Below are 17,773 nucleotides of genomic sequence, written 5' to 3' on the forward strand. Positions count from 1 at the left end.
ACCCACAGCAACGGCGGCCCCAGGTCGTCCTGCGAGGATTGGCAATGAAAGGCGTTTTCGCCCTGGCAGCCCTGGTCGTGTTGGCCGGTTGCAGCAGCATGAACCTGTTCGACAAGGTCGAACCGGCTGACAAGTGGACTACCTGGACCTGCGACAGCAAGGCCGAGGTCAACTGGCGCTTTGCGAATGCGGCCCGCTCCGAAGTGGATGTACGCCTCGGCGGTTCGGATCAGGTCTACCGTCTCAAGCAGGACGTGGCGGCATCCGGCGTGCTGTACAGCGACGGCAAACTGGCGTTTCACACCAAGGGTGAGGAAGGTCTGGTGTATTGGGTGGCTACGGATGATCTGATTGGGCGCGGCTGCAAGGCCCAATAAGATTTCAAATTTGATGAGATCCAAATGTGGGAGGGGGCTTGCCCCCGATAGCGGTCACCCTGACACCCCTGTGCAGGCTGACACACTGCAATCGGGGGCAAGCCCCCTCCCACATTGATTCGCTTTCAACTTGAAATTTGAGTCGGCTCCATCAGCAATAACGATTCAGCAGCACAAGGCTCAACCCCTTGATCTGCAATAACTTGAATAGCAGCCGCCGCTACGGCAGGCTTGCACGATTAACGACCCTCGACCGGGAGAGACAACACAATGGCACTTATCAGCATGCGTCAAATGCTGGACCACGCAGCCGAGTTCGGCTACGGCGTCCCAGCCTTTAACGTCAACAACCTTGAGCAGATGCGCGCCATCATGGAAGCCGCTGACAAGACCGACTCCCCCGTGATCGTCCAGGCTTCGGCCGGTGCGCGCAAATACGCCGGTGCGCCGTTCCTGCGTCACCTGATCCTGGCGGCCATCGAAGAATTCCCGCACATCCCGGTGTGCATGCACCAGGACCACGGCACCAGCCCTGACGTGTGCCAGCGCTCCATCCAGCTGGGCTTCAGCTCGGTGATGATGGACGGCTCCCTGGGCGAAGACGGCAAGACCCCGACCGATTACGAGTACAACGTGCGCGTGACCCAGCAAACCGTGGCCATGGCTCACGCCTGCGGCGTGTCGGTCGAAGGCGAGCTGGGCTGCCTGGGTTCGCTTGAAACCGGCATGGCCGGCGAAGAAGACGGCATCGGCGCTGAAGGCGTGCTGGATCACAGCCAGATGCTGACCGACCCGGAAGAAGCCGCCGACTTCGTCAAGAAGACCCAAGTGGACGCCCTGGCCATCGCCATCGGCACCAGCCACGGCGCTTACAAGTTCACCAAGCCGCCTACCGGCGACGTGCTGGCCATCGACCGCATCAAGGAAATCCACAAACGCATCCCCAACACCCACCTGGTGATGCACGGCTCTTCCTCGGTACCGCAAGAGTGGCTGGCGATCATCAACCAGTACGGCGGCGACATCAAGGAAACCTACGGCGTACCGGTTGAAGAAATCGTCGAAGGCATCAAGTACGGCGTGCGCAAGGTCAACATCGACACCGACCTGCGCCTGGCCTCCACCGGTGCGATGCGTCGCCTGATGGCGACCAACCCGAGCGAATTCGACCCGCGTAAGTTCTTCGGTGCGACCGTGACCGCAATGCGCGACGTATGCATCGCGCGTTACGAAGCGTTCGGTACTGCCGGTAATGCTTCGAAGATCAAGCCGATCTCGCTGGAAGCAATGTACCAGCGGTATTTGAAAGGTGAGTTGAACGCCAAGGTGAACTGAGCCTTGGGCGTTTAAAGGAAGCCCGCAGCGATGCGGGCTTCTTTTTGCCTCGGATTTGATCAGGCGGCGAGGGGCGTATCGAAACCACGGTGTTCGATCACGCGGAACACATCACTGACATCCTGAACCAGAATGCGCGCGGTATTGGCCACATGGTTCAGGTCGCACTCGGCGAAATCCGGCAGGCTGGAGCAGGCCATCAGGTTTAGGTGTTCCAGAGCCGCGTTGAGACGTTCGCGCAGGCAGGCGTGGAGGTCCAGCAGTGGGGCGTTGCTGTCGATCAAAAGCACGGGCGAATCGGTCGCGGACTCAGTGCAGGGATAAAAACGGCGGGGCGGAAGTTGGTTGTTCATGGCAAATCCTTAACTCAAAAGAAGAATGGCCACCGTTTGCTGCGAAACAAATTGGGTGGCAGCTGTACGCGGGTTCGCAGACCGAGGAGTTAAGACCCGGCAGACCCGAAGGTCTCCCACGCACAGCCGCCATAACAAAGACGGCCATCGGCAAGAATACCGGAGCTGTTTTGACGGGTGCGGTTTTAACTCTGTAGGGCTGCGAAACCCTATCGCCGATCAATGTGGCGACGGGGCGAACTATAAGCGGCCATCTTGCTGGCCGCAACGGCGCTGTAGGACGAACGCCGGCCTCTCAGGCCAAGCAGGACAACTGTGGGAGGGGGCTTGCCCCCGATTGCGGTGTGTCAGCATACACAGTCGGCGGCTGGCCCACCGCTATCGGGGGCAAGCCCCCTCCCACAGTGGATTCAAGCGTCTGGACCTATCGGGAATGATCCTCGCGCTCATCGGACATGGCCTACTCGCATTGAGGCCAATCCGTTACTCGTGAGCAGACGCCCGTCGACCATTGCATCAGACGTATGGTGATTGAAATGTCCGTTATAACGGACATAATCAGATTAATTTCATCAAAAGTTCTCTATAGGTGACATTGTGCTCATCACGACTCCCCCGGCTTTTGGCGAGCGGCTCAGGCAACTGCGCAGGGCGAAGCACTACAGTCAGCAGCAACTCGCGGAAAAAGCGCGGTGCAGCCGTAAGACCATCATCGACCTCGAAGCCGGGGAAAACGTAGCCATGTACACCGCCTTCAGGGTGATCACGGCGTTGGGAATGGCATTGGAAGTGGTTGATCGGCGGATCGATCTCAAATCCCTTGCCGAACTGGTAGAGCACGATGAGTAAAATCAAGCGGCTTAACATTGCCACACCTCAAGGCAATGCGGGTGAACTGTCCAAGGGGTCGCAGTTTTCCTTCGCGTACGGGTCGGCTGAGGCGTCTCGTGAGGTGTCATTGGTCATGCCTTACGACCCGACGCCTACGGTCAGTAATGTTCTGCATCCAATTTTCGATATGAATGTGCCCGAAGGCTTTCTGGCTGATCAGATCAAGCGCCGCATGGCCAAGCATATGCAGGTGGACGAAATGCGCCTGCTGTCGATCATCGGTGGCAATCAGATTGGTCGGCTGAGTTATGAAAACCCCATAGAGGCTTCCACGCCTGTAAAGGCACAGGTCGGGTTACAGGAGATTCTGTCTGCAGATACCTCCCAAGGTGTATTCGATTTTCTGGTCGACACCTACTTCGAGTCCGGGATTTCAGGGGTGCAGCCGAAAGTATTGGTACCTGATCTGGACAAGTTGACGGGCAGCCGCAAAACCATGCTCAGCTCCGATCTGATTGTAAAGTCCGGTGCTGATGAATATGCCCATTTGGCTCAGAACGAATTCCTTTGTTTGGAAGCAGCTCGTCTCGCCGGCTTGGAAACCCCGCGTTTCTGGCTGTCCGATCGTGGCGACCTGTTTGTCATGGAGCGCTTCGATCTGACGCTGGCAGGCAGGTTGGGGTTTGAGGACATGGCGGTGTTGCTGGGCCTGAACAAAGACCCCCACGACAACTACAAGTATTCCCAAAGTTACGAGACGCTTGCGGCAGTGATCCGGGAGGTGTGTCAGCAGGGTGATGTGCTGCGTGAACTCGAGCGTTTTTTCTCGTCTGTCTGCTTGTCGGTCATGGTGCGCAATGGCGATGCTCACCTGAAAAACTTCGGTGTGCTCTACACCCATCCGGGAGCCCCTGAAACCGTGCAGTTGGCGCCTGTATTCGATGTCACGACCACCACCGCCTATGAACACTACAATCCAAAATCCGGCCAGGCATTGGTTGACCGTACTTTGGCGATCAAGATGAATAAAGTGAAGGCGTACCCTGACCGTCAGCAACTGATCGAGTTTGGTCGCAAGCACTGTGGTGTAGCCGCCCCTGGTTTGATCATCGAGCGTATTGCCGAAGCGATGTCCGAGGCGCTTAGCGCCCATCAGGCGCGAGTTGATGTTGAGCTTTTTTCCACAATGCGCAAGGAGTGGGACGCGGGTCGTGCGATGGCGTTGCACGACTCGTTGGTGCCGGGTATGCGGCGCAAGCCGGTGGTAAAGCCTTTGCATTAAGCGGGTTTTGGTCACCGGTTCAGGCGGCGGCAGGTATATCAGAGCCAGGCTGTTCAATCACTCGGAATACGAGCAGGACAAAATGTGGGAGGGGGCTTGCCCCCGATTGCGGTGTATCAGCAAACACCGTTGGCGGCTGGCCCGCCGCCATCGGGGGCAAGCCCCCTCCCACAGGTTGACCGCGGTGGGTTTAAGGCTTGGGAATGGTCCTTGGGTTTATCGGACCTTGCCTACGCAAGGTAGGCCGGTCCGTCTATTCGTGATCAATATCCAACTTCGCAAACGTCACCCGTGCCCCTTCCTTGCTGTCCCCGCTGTTGTCCTGCACATACACTCCCGCCTTGAAGTACAGCGGCTTGTCGCCCCAGGCCGCGCCGATGCGATCATTCCACTCGCTGTCGGCCGCGTACACGCTGAGCAGCCCGGCTTTGTTGAGGTTGATCACATAGGTGAAGGTCTTTTCCAGCGGCACATTGGAGGCGACGAGGATCACTCGGCTTTCGGATTCATCCGGGCGCATGCGCACTTTGGCGACGATGTTGCCGGTCTGGGTTTTTTCCTTGAACTGGTACTCCAGCTTGATCAGGGGTTTCTGGCTGTCATAGGCATGGATCTGGCCGATCACGATCTTGCCGCTGGACGGCACCTGGTTGACGGTGAGCGTGGCGCGCAGGAAGTTGTCGGCCTCGGGGTAGGTCCAGTTGCGCAGGCGCCCGTCGGCGTAGGTTTCGCGCAGTTCGCTGCGTGGGTAGATGGCGTTTTCGGTGCGGGTGCCGGTGACAGGGGTCCAGAATTGCACATCGCTGCCTTCGGCCTGGAAATACTGGTCATTGAAGCCGCTGAGCAGCTTCGGAGTTTCGATGGTCGTGGGCGGGGAGCCGACCGGAATGCTCAGGTTCCAGGTGGAAAGGTCGATCATGGTGTTGGCCTTTTTGACGAGGGGTGAACGCTTTAGCCCGAGGGCTGCACAGGTTCTTTATAGGTGGTGTTAACCAAGTTGTTAAACACTGGCTGGCAATTTATTGGCGTCAGAGGAATGCCAAAAAGCCATGTTGCCCATGGTACGCGGGCTGCAGGGCCTTACCGTTAGTCGGCTTCCCTGGCTTTGGTGCGATGATGGCATCGAGGTGACTTCTGCTTTTTTATAACCGGGGCTAGAGTGAGGCCTCATTATTTGTCCGGTTTTAAGTACCCGAAGTGACCGGTGCAGTTCCTTAAGGAAGAGACGTAGCATGGATTGCGCTCCAAACCTCGGCGACGGTCATTCAGTTCTCCTGGTGGTCGATGACTACCCGGAAAATCTTGTCAGCCTGTGTGCCGTGTTGCAGCGCGAAGACTGGCAAGTGATTACCGCGACTTCCGGTCTGCAAGCCCTGGAATTGCTGCTGGTGCATGACGTCGATCTGGTGTTGCTGGACGTGCGGATGCCCGGTATGGATGGCTTCGAGGTGGCGCGCCTGATGCGCGGCAGCCAGCGCACGAGCATGACGCCGATTATCTTTCTGACCGCCGATGCCCAATCGCCCGATGCGGTGCTCCAAGGCTATGCCAGCGGTGCGATCGACTACCTGTTCAAGCCCTTCGACCCGCATATCCTCAAGCCCAAGGTGCAGGCGCTGTTGGAGCATCAGCGCAATCGCCGTGCCCTGCAGCGCTTGAGCCATGACCTGGAGGCCGCCCGCGCCTTCAATGCCTCGGTATTGGACAACGCCGCCGAAGGGATTCTGGTGGTGGGCGAGGGCAGTGTGATCCAGTACGCCAACCCGGCTATCTCGAGATTGCTCAACGCCACGATGGCCGAATTGCAGGGCGAGAGTTTCCTGAGCTTCCTGCAAAAGCCCCATGTGCCGGCCTGGTTGGGGTTCCCGATGTACGAGGCCTATTGCAAAGGCCAAACATGGCGCTTGCATGACGCCATCTTGCGCACCGGTCGCGGTCAACAGGTGCCGGTGGCGTTGTCCTGCGCACCCTTGCCCGCCGAGCAGAAGGCAATGGTGGTGACGGTGCTGGACATGTCCGAGGTGCGGCACCTGCACCAGCAGCTGGAGTTCCAGGCGGTGACTGACCCGTTGACCGGGCTGCTCAACCGTCGGGGCTTCCACCAGACGGTGGAGACCATGTTGTCGCGCAGCGAGCGCAATGAGCAGTCGCTGGTGCTGCTGTATCTGGACTTGGATGGCTTCAAGCGGGTCAACGACACCCTGGGCCATGACGCCGGCGATCGGGTGCTGCGCTGGGTGTCCGAGCAGATGCAGGCGTGTTTGCGCTCCTACGACATTCTTGGGCGCATGGGCGGGGATGAGTTCACGGCCCTGCTGGAGCTGGAATTCCCGGAGCAGGCGGCGAAGATTGCGGAAAAACTGATCGAGCGCGTGTCGGTGTGCCAGCAGGTCGACGGGCTGGAGGTGATGCTGGGCGTCAGCATCGGTATCGCGACCTTCCCCGACTGTGGCTCGGACCTGAGCGGCCTGCTGCGCGCGGCGGACATCGCCATGTACGAAGCCAAGCGCGCTGGCCGTCAGCAATATCGCTATTACGATCAGGAAATGAACGGCCGAGCCCGCTCACGCCTGATGCTCGAAGACAGTGTGCGCACCGCAATTCAAAACAAGGATTTCATCCTGGTGTACCAGCCCCAGGTGTCGCTGATGGATGGGCGTTTGCGCGGTGTCGAGGCGCTGCTGCGCTGGCAGCACCCGAGCGTCGGTGACGTGCCGCCGGGATTGTTTCTGCCGTTGCTGGAAGAGGCGCGGCTGATCAGCCAGTTGAGCAGCTGGATTTACCAGCAGGTCGCCGCCCAGCGCCAGTCCTGGCAAGCGTCTTTCGATGATGAGTTGGTGTTGAGCGTGAGCCTGAGCAGCAGCCAGTTCAATACGCCCAACCTGGTCGGCCAGTTGCGGCAGGTCCTCGAACGCCACGGTTTACAGGGGCGGCAACTGGAGGTGGAAATCAGTGAAGACTGCCTGATGAGCAACCTTGAGGAGTCGACCAAGCAACTCAAGCTGTTGCGTGAGCTCGGGGTGCGTATCGCCCTGGATGACTTCGGTGCCGGTCGCTGTTCCCTGGCCCATCTGCGTGACCTGGCGTTCGACACCCTCAAGCTTGACGCGCAATTGGTGGCTCGTCTGCCAGGCTCCGCGCGCGACGCTGCAATGGCGCGCAGCATCATCGAGCTGTGCGCGCATTTTGATGTGCTGGTGATCGCCGAAGGTGTGGAAACCCGCGAACAGGCGCAGTGGCTCAAGGCCAATGGTTGTGCATTCATCCAGGGCACCTGGGCGGCGGCACCGCTGATGGCCGAGGACGTGGTCGGTTGGTCACACCCTCACGCGCTGTGAATTCGCTACACTGGCGCCCGTCCGAACCAGATTGCAGCTCCCATGACCGTGTTGAAATACCTTCAGGCCTATCCCGCCGCCCTTCAGGAACAAGTGCGCCAATTGATCGCCAAGGACCAGTTGGGCGCCTACCTGGAGCAGCGTTACCCCGAGCGCCACGTCGTGCAGAGCGACAAGGCCCTGTACGGCTACGCCCTGGCCTTGAAGCAGGAACACCTGCGCAATGCACCGTCGATCGACAAGGTGCTGTTCGATAACCGCCTGGACCTGACCCACCGCGCCCTGGGCTTGCACACCACGATTTCCCGGGTGCAGGGCGGCAATCTCAAGTCCAAGAAAGAGATCCGCATCGCGTCGCTGTTCAAGGAAGCGGCCCCGGAGTTTCTGCGCATGATCGTGGTTCACGAACTGGCGCACTTCAAGGAATCGGACCACAACAAGGCGTTCTATAAACTCTGTGAACACATGATGCCGGGCTACCATCAGGTGGAATTCGACCTGCGGGTGTACCTCACCTGGCGCGATTTGCAGGGCAAGCCCCAATTACAAGGCGATTGACCATGGATGTGAGCAAAACCAAGAGCAGTTTCTACCGTCGCCTGTATGTCGCGTATCTGATCGACAGCGGGCTGGCCAGCAGCGTCCCGGCGCTGACTGAAGTGACCGGTATGCCTCGGCGCACGGCGCAGGACACGATTGCGGCGTTGGCCGACCTGGATATTGTGTGTGAGTTCGAGCAGGAAGACGGTGCGCGCAATCATGCCGGGCGGTATCGGATTCGTGAGTGGGGCGCGATTGATCGGGGGTGGATTGAAAGGAATCTTGCGTCGATCAGGCAGGTGTTGGGTTATCCCTGAGTGATGTCGCGTCTGGGCTGACGCCATCGGGGGCAAGCCCCCTCCCACATTTTGACTGTGTTCACAAATCAAAAAGGGTGGGAGGGGGCTTGCCCCCGATGAGGCCCTCAAGCCCGCCGCATGCCAATATGTGGAATACCGTCCTCGAGGTACTCCTCACCCGCCGCCCCAAACCCATACCGCCCGTAATACCCCTGCAAATGCGCCTGGGCCGACAGGAAGATCGGTGTCTCGGGCCAGATCTCCTCGATCTGCCTGAGGGTCTCTTCCATCATCAAATGCCCCAGCCCGCTGCCCCGCGCCGACGGCGCGACGATCACCCGGCCGATCACCACGTCGCCGCCCTGTGACTCCGGGTCCAGCAGCCGCAGATAGGCCACCAGCTCATCATCCTTCCAGGCCATCAGGTGGTGGGTATCGCCGGACAGGTCCTGTCCGTCAATGTCCTGGTAAACACACTGCTGCTCAACCACGAACACCTCGCCGCGCAGGCGCAGGATGGCGTACAGCTGTTCCTTGCCCAGATCGTCGTGATGTTTGCAGACCCAATCGACCGTCATGATGTGCGCTCTTCTCAAAGGCTTGGCAGGGATAGTAAGCGCGACGGGCGCTGCTGTCTAAACCCGGCCTTTTTGTGAATGGCGTCAATTTGCCATCATTCAGGGCATGCACGGCTGACTTCTTTGTGTAATAAGCAATGCAAGCTCATTGATGAGCTACTGTTATCAGGCCATCGCCTGCCCGCCAAGGATTTTAAGCATGCCGCGATTGTCTCGTGCCGTTGCTTTGATTGCAGTGTTGTTGCTGGCTCAACCGGTATTGGCGCAGCGTCTGCGCCTGGTGGCGGACGGTTGGCCTCCGTTTACCGATGTCACCCTGGTCAACGGCGGGCTGGCTACGGATATTGTCAGCACCGCATTGGCTCGGGCCGGGTATGCGAGTGATTTCGAACAGGTGCCGTGGGCGCGCGCGCTCAAGGGTGTAGGCGATGGGCGCTACGACGTGCTGATCAACGCCTGGTACGACGATGCCCGCACGCAGTTGGGCGAGTTTTCCGCGCAATACCTGGTCAACCGCGTGCGCTTTATCAAGCGTCGCGACGACCCTGTCGATTATCAGGATCTGCAACAGTTGCACGGCGAAAGCATCGCCGTGGTGCGCGGTTATGCCTATTCGGCGGCGTTCGACCAGGATGCGCTGTTACAGAAAGTGCCGGTGCATGACTTTGCCATGGCCGTGCGGATGCTGGCGGCGAAACGCGTGCGCCTGACCCTGGAAGATGAGTTCGTGGCGCGTTACTACCTGGCGCGCGAATCACCCAGGGTGCGCAGCGCCGTTGAGTTCGTGGGCGAGCCGCTGAGCGAGAACAGCCTGCATATCCTGGTCAGCCTGAAGAACCCCGAGCATGCGCAGATCGTTGCCGGCTTTGATCGGGAAATCGCCAGGATGAAGGCGGATGGCAGTTATGCCAAGTTGATGAAGGCGCATGGGATGTAGTGGTCTTGCGGGCCTCATCGGGGGCAAGCCCCCTCCCACATTTGACTGTATTCACACATCTGAATCTGTGAACACAGTCAGTGTGGGAGGGGGCTTGCCCCCGATGGCGACCTAAGCCGCGCGGGTATCCTTGATCAGATGCGCGGCCAGCGTGCGCAACGGCCCCAACTGCCGACAAATCAACGCCAACTGCGTCTGCACCAGCCGTTGCCCCTCATCGATCTCATCCGGCATGTGTTCCAGCTCTGCCGCTAACGCTTCCTCGTCATCACTCTGAATCGCAATCGGCTGTTTGTTCGCCAACCCCGTGGCGATCTCATCGATGCTCGCCGCCAGGCTGTTGCCCGCGCCTTCGATCAACTGCTCGCGCATCTCTGCCGGCAGTTGGGTATCGCGGTGCGCGCCAAGGCCCGACAGATAGCTGAGCAGGGTGTGCGACAGCACCAGGAAACGGAAGCCCACGTCGGCCTCCTTACGAAAGTGCCCCGGCTCCATCAGCATATTCGCCAGGGTGGTGGACAGCGCCGCATCGGCGTTGTGCGCGTTGCGACGGGCCAGGCGGTAAGCCAGGTCGTCACTCTTGCCGGCGGCGTACTGCTGCATGATCTGGCGCAGGTAGATGCTGTTGCAGGTCAGGGTGTTGGCCAGCACTTTGTTCAGGCGCCGGCCTTGCCAGTCGGGCAGGAACAGGAACACCGCCAGCCCCGCGATCAGGCTGCCCAGCAAGGTATCGAACAGGCGTGGCAGGAACAGTCCGTAGCCATCGCCCACCTGGTTGAAGCAGAACAGCACCATCAGGGTGATCGCCGCCGTGGCCAGGGTGTAGCGCGTGGTGCGGTTGATAAAGAACACCAGGCCGGCGGCGATGGCGAACATCGACTGCACCACCGGGCTCGGGAACAGGTCGAACAGCGCCCAGGCCACGGTCAGGCCGATGGCGGTGCCGATGATCCGCTGGCCGAGCTTGCGGCGCGTCGCCCCGTAGTTCGGTTGGCAAACAAACAGCGTGGTGAGGATGATCCAGTAGCCCTGGGAGGCGTGGATGGCATGCAGGGTGGCGTAGCCGACGGTCAATGCCAGGGACAGGCGCAAGGCGTGGCGAAACAGCAGCGAGGTCGGCGTGAGCTGGGTGCGCAGGCGCGTCCACATTTCCTTGAGGTTGCGCGGGGCACGGTCCAGCAGGTTGCTGTCGGTGGCGTCGGCCAGGGCGTCGGGGTTGCTCGCGTCGCCGAGCAGGCGGTCGAGGGTGGACAGGTTGGCGGCCAGGGCGCGCAACGAGCGCAGCAGGCCGCGCCAGGCCGGGTTGCTCTGGATGCGCAGGTGTTCCAGGGAGGCGTTCAAGTCGCCCAGGGCTTCGGCAAAGCTGGCGTCATAAATGAACGGCTGGCGCAATTGGATCGACTCGGCCAGTGCCTGGCAGGCCTTGCCTTGCTGACGCAGCAGGCGTTGGCAGCGAAACAGCACGTCGCTGTGAAAGAAGGCCTCGGCCAGGGCGTTATAGGGGTAGTGGGAGGAACTGGCGCGCTCGTGAATGTCCTGGGCCAGGAAGTACAGCTTCAGGTAGCGGCTGACCTTCGAGCCCGGCCGGCCGTTGCCGACGCGGTGCAGGATGATTTCCTTGGCCGCATTCAATGCCGCGACCACCCGGCCGTTCTGCTGGGCCAGTTCCAGGCGGCGTGCCTCCACATCCAGTTGGCGGATCGGCTCGAACAATGAAGATTTTAGCTTGAGATAGCGTCCCAGCTCGCGGAACAACCGCGCCAGGCTCTGCTGCACCGGCTGGTTGGAAAACAGCGCCTGCCACAGCACCGACAGCACGCCGTACCAGGCCGCGCCCGCCACCAGCAGCAACGGCTCGTGCCAGAAATCACTGACGGCACCGCCGCGCTGGTCCACACCGATCATGGTGTAGACCGACAGGATCAACGTGGCCGAGGCAATCGCGCCATAGCGTTCGCCGAGCGCGCCGAGCATGGTCAGGCCGAACGTGGCCAGGGCCAGGGAGATCGCGAAAATCCAGGGGTAGGGGAACAGCAGCTCCACCGACAGCGCGGCAATGCTGAAACACACCAGCGTCACCGCCAGGGCATTGAGACGGCCTTGCCAACTGTCATCGGTCTCGGCCAGGGCGCTGGCGATAATCCCCAGGAACAGCGGGATCAACAACGTCATTTCATCCTGATACCAGCACAGCGCCATGCTGCCGGTCAGGGCGATGAAGACCCGAATGCTGTAGCTGAATTTATCCAGTGCCCACAGGCGTCGCAGGGACTGCTTGAACGAGGTCGATGACATGAAGTCTGGAGTCTTCCGGGACGTTGTCGCTAAATTGAGCTATCAAGGACGCCACGGCAAGGGTGGTGATCACATCGATGTGCAAATACTTCCCTGACACCCTGCAAAACAAAATGTGGGAGGGGGCTTGCCCCCGATAGCAGTGTGTCAGCCACTGCATGTGCAAACTGACACACCGCCATCGGGAGCAAGCCCCCTCCCACATTTGACCGAGTACATCCTTCAGACATATTGCGCGGCAGCGTAGCCCGAAGCCCACGCCCACTGGAAGTTGAACCCGCCCAGGTGACCGGTCACATCCAGCACTTCGCCAATAAAGTACAACCCTGGGCTTTTCAGCGATTCCAGGGTCTTGGACGACACTTCCCGCGTATCCACCCCGCCCAGCGTCACTTCGGCCGTGCGATAGCCCTCCGTGCCCGCGGGCACCAGTTGCCAATTGCCGAGTTTCTCGGCGATGTCGGCGATTTCGGCATGGGTGTACTGCTTCATCGGCTTGGACGCGAACCAGGTGTCCGCCAGCAGGTTGGCCATCTTTTTGGTGAAGATCTCACCGAGCAGGGTTTTGAGCTCGCTGTTGGGGCGCTCGGCCTGCTGCTGTTGCAGCCAGGTGTGGGCGTCGTGGTCGGGCAGCAGGTTGATCTCTACGGTGTCGCCGGTTTCCCAGTAGGAGGAAATCTGCAGGATCGCCGGCCCGCTCAAGCCACGATGGGTAAACAGGATGTTCTCGCGAAAGCTTTGGCCGTTGCAGCTGACCAGGCAATCCACCGAGGTGCCGGACAGTTCGCCGCACAGCTCCTTGAGCTGATCGGTGATGGTGAACGGCACCAGACCCGCACGGGTCGGCAGCAGTTGATGGCCGAATTGCCTGGCCACTTGATAGCCAAAACCGGTGGCGCCGAGGGTTGGAATCGACAAACCGCCGGTGGCGATCACCAGGGATTCGCACCGCAACTCACCCAGGGTGGTCTGCAACTGGTAACCGCTGTCGAGCCTGGCGATTTCCTGGATGGACGTGTCCAGGTGCAGGCTAACGCCGGTCTGGATGCATTCATCGAGCAGCATGCCGAGGATGTCGCTGGACTTGTTATCGCAGAACAGCTGGCCGAGTTTCTTTTCGTGGTACGGCACGCCGTGCTTGGCCACCAATCCGATGAAATCCCACTGGGTATAGCGCGCCAGGGCCGACTTGCAGAAGTGCGCATTGTGCGAGAGGAAGTTGGCGGGCTCTGTGTACAGATTGGTGAAATTGCAGCGGCCGCCGCCGGACATCAGAATCTTTTTGCCGGCCTTGTTCGCATGGTCGATCAGCATCACCTGGCGCCCGCGTCCGGCGGCGGTCAGTGCGCACATCAAGCCTGCGGCGCCGGCGCCAATGATCACAACTTCGGTCGAGCGCACAGCCATGTCCTCATACAAATTCTGATTTGAAATACAGTTAAATGTGGGAGGGGGCTTGCCCCCGATGGCGGTGTGTCAGTCAGTACATCTATCACTGATACACCGCTATCGGGGGCAAGCCCCCTCCCACATTGGATCTTCATTGGATCAAGGGTCGTGTTACAGGATGCGCACGCGCAACGAACGGCCCTTGATCTTGCCGTCGTTCAAACGCTGCAGCGCCTGCTTGGCGATGCCGCGTTCCACGGCCACGAAGGCCTGGAAGTCGAAAATCGCGATCTTGCCGACCTGGGCGCCCGGGATGCCGGCGTCACCCGTCAATGCGCCGAGGATGTCGCCCGGGCGCACTTTGTCCTTGCGGCCGGCGGCGATGCACAACGTGCTCATCACCGGCAGCAGCGGGCCACCGCTCTGCGGCTTGAGGTTGTCCAACTGGTCCCAGTTCAATGGCGACTTCTGCAGTTGCTCGATGGCCTGGGCGCGGTGCGCTTCGGACGGCGCTACCAGGCTGATGGCGATGCCGGTCTCACCCGCGCGACCGGTACGGCCGACGCGGTGAATGTGAATTTCCGAATCGCGGGCCAGCTCGACGTTGATCACCATGTCCAGCGAGTCGATGTCCAGGCCGCGGGCGGCCACGTCGGTGGCGACCAGCACCGAGGTGCTGCGGTTGGCGAACATCGCCAGCACCTGGTCACGGTCGCGCTGTTCCAGGTCGCCATGCAGGCCGACGGCGGAAATGCCTTTGGACGTCAGGTGATCAACGGTTTCCTGCACTTGCTGCTTGGTAAAGCAGAACGCCACGCATGACGCCGGGCGGAAGTGCGCCAGTACCTTGGTCACGGCGTCCATGCGTTCTTCCGGGGAAATCTCGTAGAAGCGCTGTTCGATCTGGTCGTCGGAGTGGAACGCTTCGGCTTTCACCTGTTGCGGCGCGCGCATGAACTTGGAGGCCAACTGCTTGATGCTCACCGGGTAGGTGGCCGAGAACAGCAGGGTCTGGCGGCGTGGCGGGGTCTTGCTGATGATGTCTTCGATGGCGTCGTAGAAGCCCATGTCGAGCATGCGATCGGCTTCGTCGAGGATCAGCGTGTTCAGGCCGTCGAGTACCAGCGAACCCTTGCGCAGGTGCTGCTGGATACGACCCGGCGTGCCCACGATCACATGGGCGCCGTGTTCCAGCGAGGCGATCTGCGGGCCGAGGGACACGCCGCCGCACAGGGTCAGCACCTTGATGTTGTCTTCGGCGCGGGCCAGGCGACGGATTTCCTTGGCCACCTGGTCGGCCAGCTCGCGTGTCGGGCACATCACCAGGGCCTGGCAACCGAAATAGCGCGGGTTGATCGGGTTGAGCAGGCCGATACCGAAGGCGGCGGTCTTGCCGCTGCCGGTCTTGGCCTGGGCGATCAGGTCCAGCCCCTTGAGGATCACCGGCAAGCTCTGCGCCTGGATCTGCGTCATCTCGACATAACCCAGCGAGTCGAGGTTAGCCAGCATGGCGGCGGACAGGGGCAAAGTATTAAAAGCGGTGGCGATGGTGGTCACGGGACTGGCTCTGCAAAACAAAATGTCGCGCAGTGTACCAGCCTCGTGGGAATTTCCCCGCAAGTTCTAGACGAGACGCCGCTCAGTGCTCGATATCATGCTCGCGGCTGACTACGCGTTTGCCGTCTTTTGGCGACAATTGCAGGAAGATCGCCGCCGCCAGCATGGCCATGATGCCCACGGTGAGAAACGTCAGCTGGAACGCGCCGAGCACCGTGTTCACCCCATCGTTGCCAGCTTCGGCAGTGAAGCCGCCGAGCAGGGCACCGGCGCAGGCCACGCCCAGGCTCAGGGACAGTTGCGCCACCACCGACAGCAGACTGTTGCCGCTGCTGGCCTGGGCGTCGTCGAGGTCGATCAGGGTGACGGTGTTCATCGCCGTGAATTGCAGGGAGTTGATGGCACCGAGCACCGCCAGCATCCCCAACAGCAGCGGATACGGGGTTTGCTCGCTGACCAGGCCCATGCTCGCCAGCATGGCGCCCAGCGCCAGGGTGTTGCCGGTGAGCACCACGCGATAACCCAGGCGCTCGATCAGCGGCCGGGCGATGGACTTGGCGAACATCGCCGCCGCCGCCAGCGGCAGCATGCTCATGCCGGCCTGGGACGGCGAATAACCCAGCGCCACTTGCAACAGCAGCGGTACCAGGAACGGCAGGGCGCCGCTGCCCAGGCGCGCGAACAGGTTGCCGAGAATGCCCACGGCAAAGGTACGGGTCTTGAACAGCACCGGCGAGAACAGCGCGTTGTCGATATGCCCGGCGCGCAGCCAATACGCCGCCAGGCACGCCAGCCCGCCGAACAGCAGCAACATCACCCGCAGGTGCGGCAGGTGCAGTTCGCCCAGGCCCTCCATGGCAATAGTGATCAGCACCATGGCCGCGCCGAACAGCAGAAAGCCCAGGCCATCGAAGCGCGTGCGCTCGCTGCCGCGCAGGTCGGGGATGAACTTCCACACGGCGTAGCAGCCGAGCATGCCCACCGGCAGGTTGAGCAGGAAGATCCAGTGCCAGGTCAGGTATTGCACCATCCAGCCGCCCAGGGTCGGGCCGAGCAACGGGCCGAGCAGGCCGGGGATGGTAATGAAGCCCATGATCCGCACCAGCTCGGAACGGGGATAGGCGCGCAGGACCACCAGGCGCCCGACCGGCAGCATCAGCGCCCCGCCCAGGCCCTGGATCACCCGCGCACCCACCAGCATGCTCAAGCTGCTGGACAGGGCGCACAACAATGACCCGATGCTGAACAGCAGGATCGCGCCAAAGAAGATTTTCCTGGTGCCGAAGCGGTCGGCGATCCAGCCCGAGGCGGGGATCAGCAAGGCGACGGTGAGCATGTAGGCGATCACCACGCCCTGCATGCGCAGCGGATTTTCCGCGAGGTCCCGGGCCATGGCCGGCAGTGCCGTGTTGAGGATCGTTCCGTCCAGCGACTGCATGAAGAAGGCAATCGCGACCACCCAGGGGAGCCAGCGGGCGGTCTTGGCGTCGAGAGGGGCACGATTCGGCATGGGAACCCTTTTTGTTAGCAGGCTATGTGTCGGCGATTATGCGCCATTCGTCGCTGTTTTTCCCATTGGCGGTTCGTCTAACTCCGACAACGCGGCGTGCTCGCCCACCAGAAAATCCAGCAAGGCGCGATGCACACTCAGCGCCGCCTCGCGTGATTCCAGGTCGAGCAGATGGCCGGTGTGTTCGGCCACGGCAAAACTGCTGCGCGCCACGTAATCGCCGAACAGTCGGGCTTCGGCGGCGGGGGTGTATTCGTCCAGCGTACCGTTGAGGAAGTGCACCGGCGTTGCAATTTGGCGCAGCGCCGGCAAGTAGTTGCCATCGCCCAGCGCCAGGACCTGATGGATATGAAACCGCGCCTGGCGATACTCGGTGGTGGCCATGTTCGACAGATGGCGGTGGTTGTTGCGCTTGAGGCGCGGCGACAGGTATTTGCCGACCGTCTCGTTGAGCAGATGGCCGACGGCGGATTTGTCATCGGCCTCGATCAGCACGCGTACGCGCTCCACATACTCGAGCATCGCCTGGTTGAGGTTGGGCGCCAGGGCCATCACCACCGAGCTTTCGATGGACGGCGGGTTATGGGCCAGGGTCAGCAATGTGGAAATGCCACCCCATGAGGCCGAGACCAGATGGTTGACGGCAAAACGCTCCACCAGCGCGCGCAACATCTGTACTTCGTCGTCCTTGGTGACCAGGTCGAGGTCGGTGTTGTATTCGCGGGAATAGCCGGAGAAAGGCAGGTCGAACAGCAGCACATTGAAATGCTCGGCCAGGCATTTGCTGGTGCGGGCAAAGGAGCGCGTCGTGGACAGCGCGCCGTTGACCATCAGCACGGTTTTTCTGTGCGGGTCGTTGCCCAGCTGCTCTACGTGGACGTTGTAGTGCTTGTACAGCTTCTCTATGACAAAACTTCCCTGGGTCATCGCTGCACTCCCTGTGGTGTGGCGGTATGCCATTAACCCTTATAACGAGGTTTTTTGCGGGCGACAACAGGGCTGCCCGCGATGACCGGGAAGAAGGGAATTGACCGTAGGAAGAGATGACAAGGCGATGTCTGAGAGAGCAGCAATCCAATGTGGGAGGGGGCTTGCCCCCGATAGCGGTGTATCAGTTTCTGATGCGCTGACTGAGACACTGCCATCGGGGGC

At 60.8% G+C, this 17,773-nt stretch carries 16 protein-coding genes; 8 read left to right on the forward strand and 8 right to left on the reverse strand.

Features of this window, described 5'->3' with window-relative positions:
• The first annotated feature begins 44 nt into the window (after positions 1–44).
• Both TU82_RS12920 and fba read left to right on the forward strand, forming a co-directional pair.
• Positions 45–377, forward strand: coding sequence for an MliC family protein (locus tag TU82_RS12920; RefSeq protein ID WP_057723567.1), 333 nt, complete (start codon positions 45–47; stop codon positions 375–377).
• A 270-nt stretch (positions 378–647) separates the two neighbouring features.
• On the forward strand, positions 648–1,712 hold the full coding sequence (gene fba, locus TU82_RS12925; RefSeq protein ID WP_003177554.1) for a class II fructose-bisphosphate aldolase: 1,065 nt from the start codon (positions 648–650) through the stop codon (positions 1,710–1,712).
• Positions 1,713–1,771: 59 nt separating this feature from the next.
• Here fba and TU82_RS12930 read toward each other — a convergent pair whose 3' ends face one another.
• On the reverse strand, positions 1,772–2,065 hold the full coding sequence (locus TU82_RS12930; RefSeq protein WP_057723568.1) for a hypothetical protein: 294 nt from the start codon (positions 2,063–2,065) through the stop codon (positions 1,772–1,774).
• Positions 2,066–2,662: 597 nt separating this feature from the next.
• On the opposite strand from TU82_RS12930, the gene TU82_RS12935 reads away from it, so the two are divergent.
• Together TU82_RS12935 and TU82_RS12940 are read left to right on the forward strand one after the other, a co-directional pair.
• The gene (locus TU82_RS12935; protein ID WP_056782961.1) at positions 2,663–2,914 is read left to right on the forward strand and encodes a helix-turn-helix transcriptional regulator; all 252 of its coding nucleotides are present in this window, start codon (positions 2,663–2,665) and stop codon (positions 2,912–2,914) included.
• Positions 2,907–4,178 (forward strand): type II toxin-antitoxin system HipA family toxin, encoded by a 1,272-nt coding sequence (locus TU82_RS12940; protein ID WP_057723569.1) that lies wholly within the window; start codon positions 2,907–2,909, stop codon positions 4,176–4,178. The genes TU82_RS12935 and TU82_RS12940 overlap by 8 nt, the downstream gene beginning before the upstream one ends.
• A 253-nt stretch (positions 4,179–4,431) precedes the next feature.
• Here TU82_RS12940 and TU82_RS12945 read toward each other — a convergent pair whose 3' ends face one another.
• A complete protein-coding gene (locus tag TU82_RS12945) occupies positions 4,432–5,097 on the reverse strand; it encodes a polysaccharide lyase family 7 protein (protein ID WP_057723570.1) in 666 nt (221 codons plus the stop codon).
• Positions 5,098–5,410: 313 nt separating this feature from the next.
• Here TU82_RS12945 and TU82_RS12950 point away from each other — a divergent pair, with 313 nt between their 5' ends.
• Genes TU82_RS12950 through TU82_RS12960 form a run of 3 tightly spaced genes read left to right on the forward strand, consistent with a single transcriptional unit; the run spans position 5,411 to position 8,373 of the window.
• Positions 5,411–7,516 carry a putative bifunctional diguanylate cyclase/phosphodiesterase gene (locus TU82_RS12950; RefSeq protein ID WP_057723571.1) on the forward strand — a complete coding sequence of 702 codons (2,106 nt, stop codon included), beginning with the start codon at positions 5,411–5,413 and terminating at the stop codon, positions 7,514–7,516.
• 42 nt (positions 7,517–7,558) lie between these two features.
• On the forward strand, positions 7,559–8,074 hold the full coding sequence (locus tag TU82_RS12955; RefSeq protein ID WP_057723572.1) for a M48 metallopeptidase family protein: 516 nt from the start codon (positions 7,559–7,561) through the stop codon (positions 8,072–8,074).
• 2 nt (positions 8,075–8,076) lie between these two features.
• Complete coding sequence (locus tag TU82_RS12960) at positions 8,077–8,373, forward strand: winged helix-turn-helix domain-containing protein (protein ID WP_057723573.1); 297 nt, start codon at positions 8,077–8,079, stop codon at positions 8,371–8,373.
• A gap of 107 nt (positions 8,374–8,480) precedes the next feature.
• Here TU82_RS12960 and TU82_RS12965 read toward each other — a convergent pair whose 3' ends face one another.
• Positions 8,481–8,933 (reverse strand): GNAT family N-acetyltransferase, encoded by a 453-nt coding sequence (locus TU82_RS12965; RefSeq protein WP_057723574.1) that lies wholly within the window; start codon positions 8,931–8,933, stop codon positions 8,481–8,483.
• A gap of 199 nt (positions 8,934–9,132) precedes the next feature.
• On the opposite strand from TU82_RS12965, the gene TU82_RS12970 reads away from it, so the two are divergent.
• Positions 9,133–9,870, forward strand: coding sequence for a substrate-binding periplasmic protein (locus TU82_RS12970; protein WP_057723575.1), 738 nt, complete (start codon positions 9,133–9,135; stop codon positions 9,868–9,870).
• Between the two features lie 111 nt (positions 9,871–9,981).
• Here TU82_RS12970 and yccS read toward each other — a convergent pair whose 3' ends face one another.
• The 5 genes from yccS to TU82_RS12995 all read right to left on the reverse strand — a co-directional run bounded on the left by yccS (position 9,982) and on the right by TU82_RS12995 (position 17,548).
• Positions 9,982–12,165 (reverse strand): YccS family putative transporter, encoded by a 2,184-nt coding sequence (gene yccS, locus TU82_RS12975; RefSeq protein WP_057723576.1) that lies wholly within the window; start codon positions 12,163–12,165, stop codon positions 9,982–9,984.
• 222 nt (positions 12,166–12,387) lie between these two features.
• The gene (locus TU82_RS12980) at positions 12,388–13,566 is read right to left on the reverse strand and encodes a BaiN/RdsA family NAD(P)/FAD-dependent oxidoreductase (protein WP_057723709.1); all 1,179 of its coding nucleotides are present in this window, start codon (positions 13,564–13,566) and stop codon (positions 12,388–12,390) included.
• Positions 13,567–13,725: 159 nt separating this feature from the next.
• Positions 13,726–15,063, reverse strand: a complete 1,338-nt coding sequence (gene dbpA, locus TU82_RS12985; protein ID WP_231982804.1) for an ATP-dependent RNA helicase DbpA — start codon at positions 15,061–15,063, stop codon at positions 13,726–13,728.
• A 130-nt stretch (positions 15,064–15,193) separates the two neighbouring features.
• Positions 15,194–16,621 (reverse strand): multidrug transporter subunit MdtD, encoded by a 1,428-nt coding sequence (gene mdtD, locus TU82_RS12990; RefSeq protein WP_057723577.1) that lies wholly within the window; start codon positions 16,619–16,621, stop codon positions 15,194–15,196.
• 36 nt (positions 16,622–16,657) lie between these two features.
• Positions 16,658–17,548, reverse strand: a complete 891-nt coding sequence (locus tag TU82_RS12995; RefSeq protein ID WP_057723578.1) for an alpha/beta fold hydrolase — start codon at positions 17,546–17,548, stop codon at positions 16,658–16,660.
• Positions 17,549–17,773 lie beyond the last annotated feature (225 nt).

The organism is Pseudomonas orientalis (assembly GCF_001439815.1).
In the GTDB taxonomy this organism is placed as follows: Bacteria; Pseudomonadota; Gammaproteobacteria; order Pseudomonadales; family Pseudomonadaceae; genus Aquipseudomonas; species Aquipseudomonas orientalis.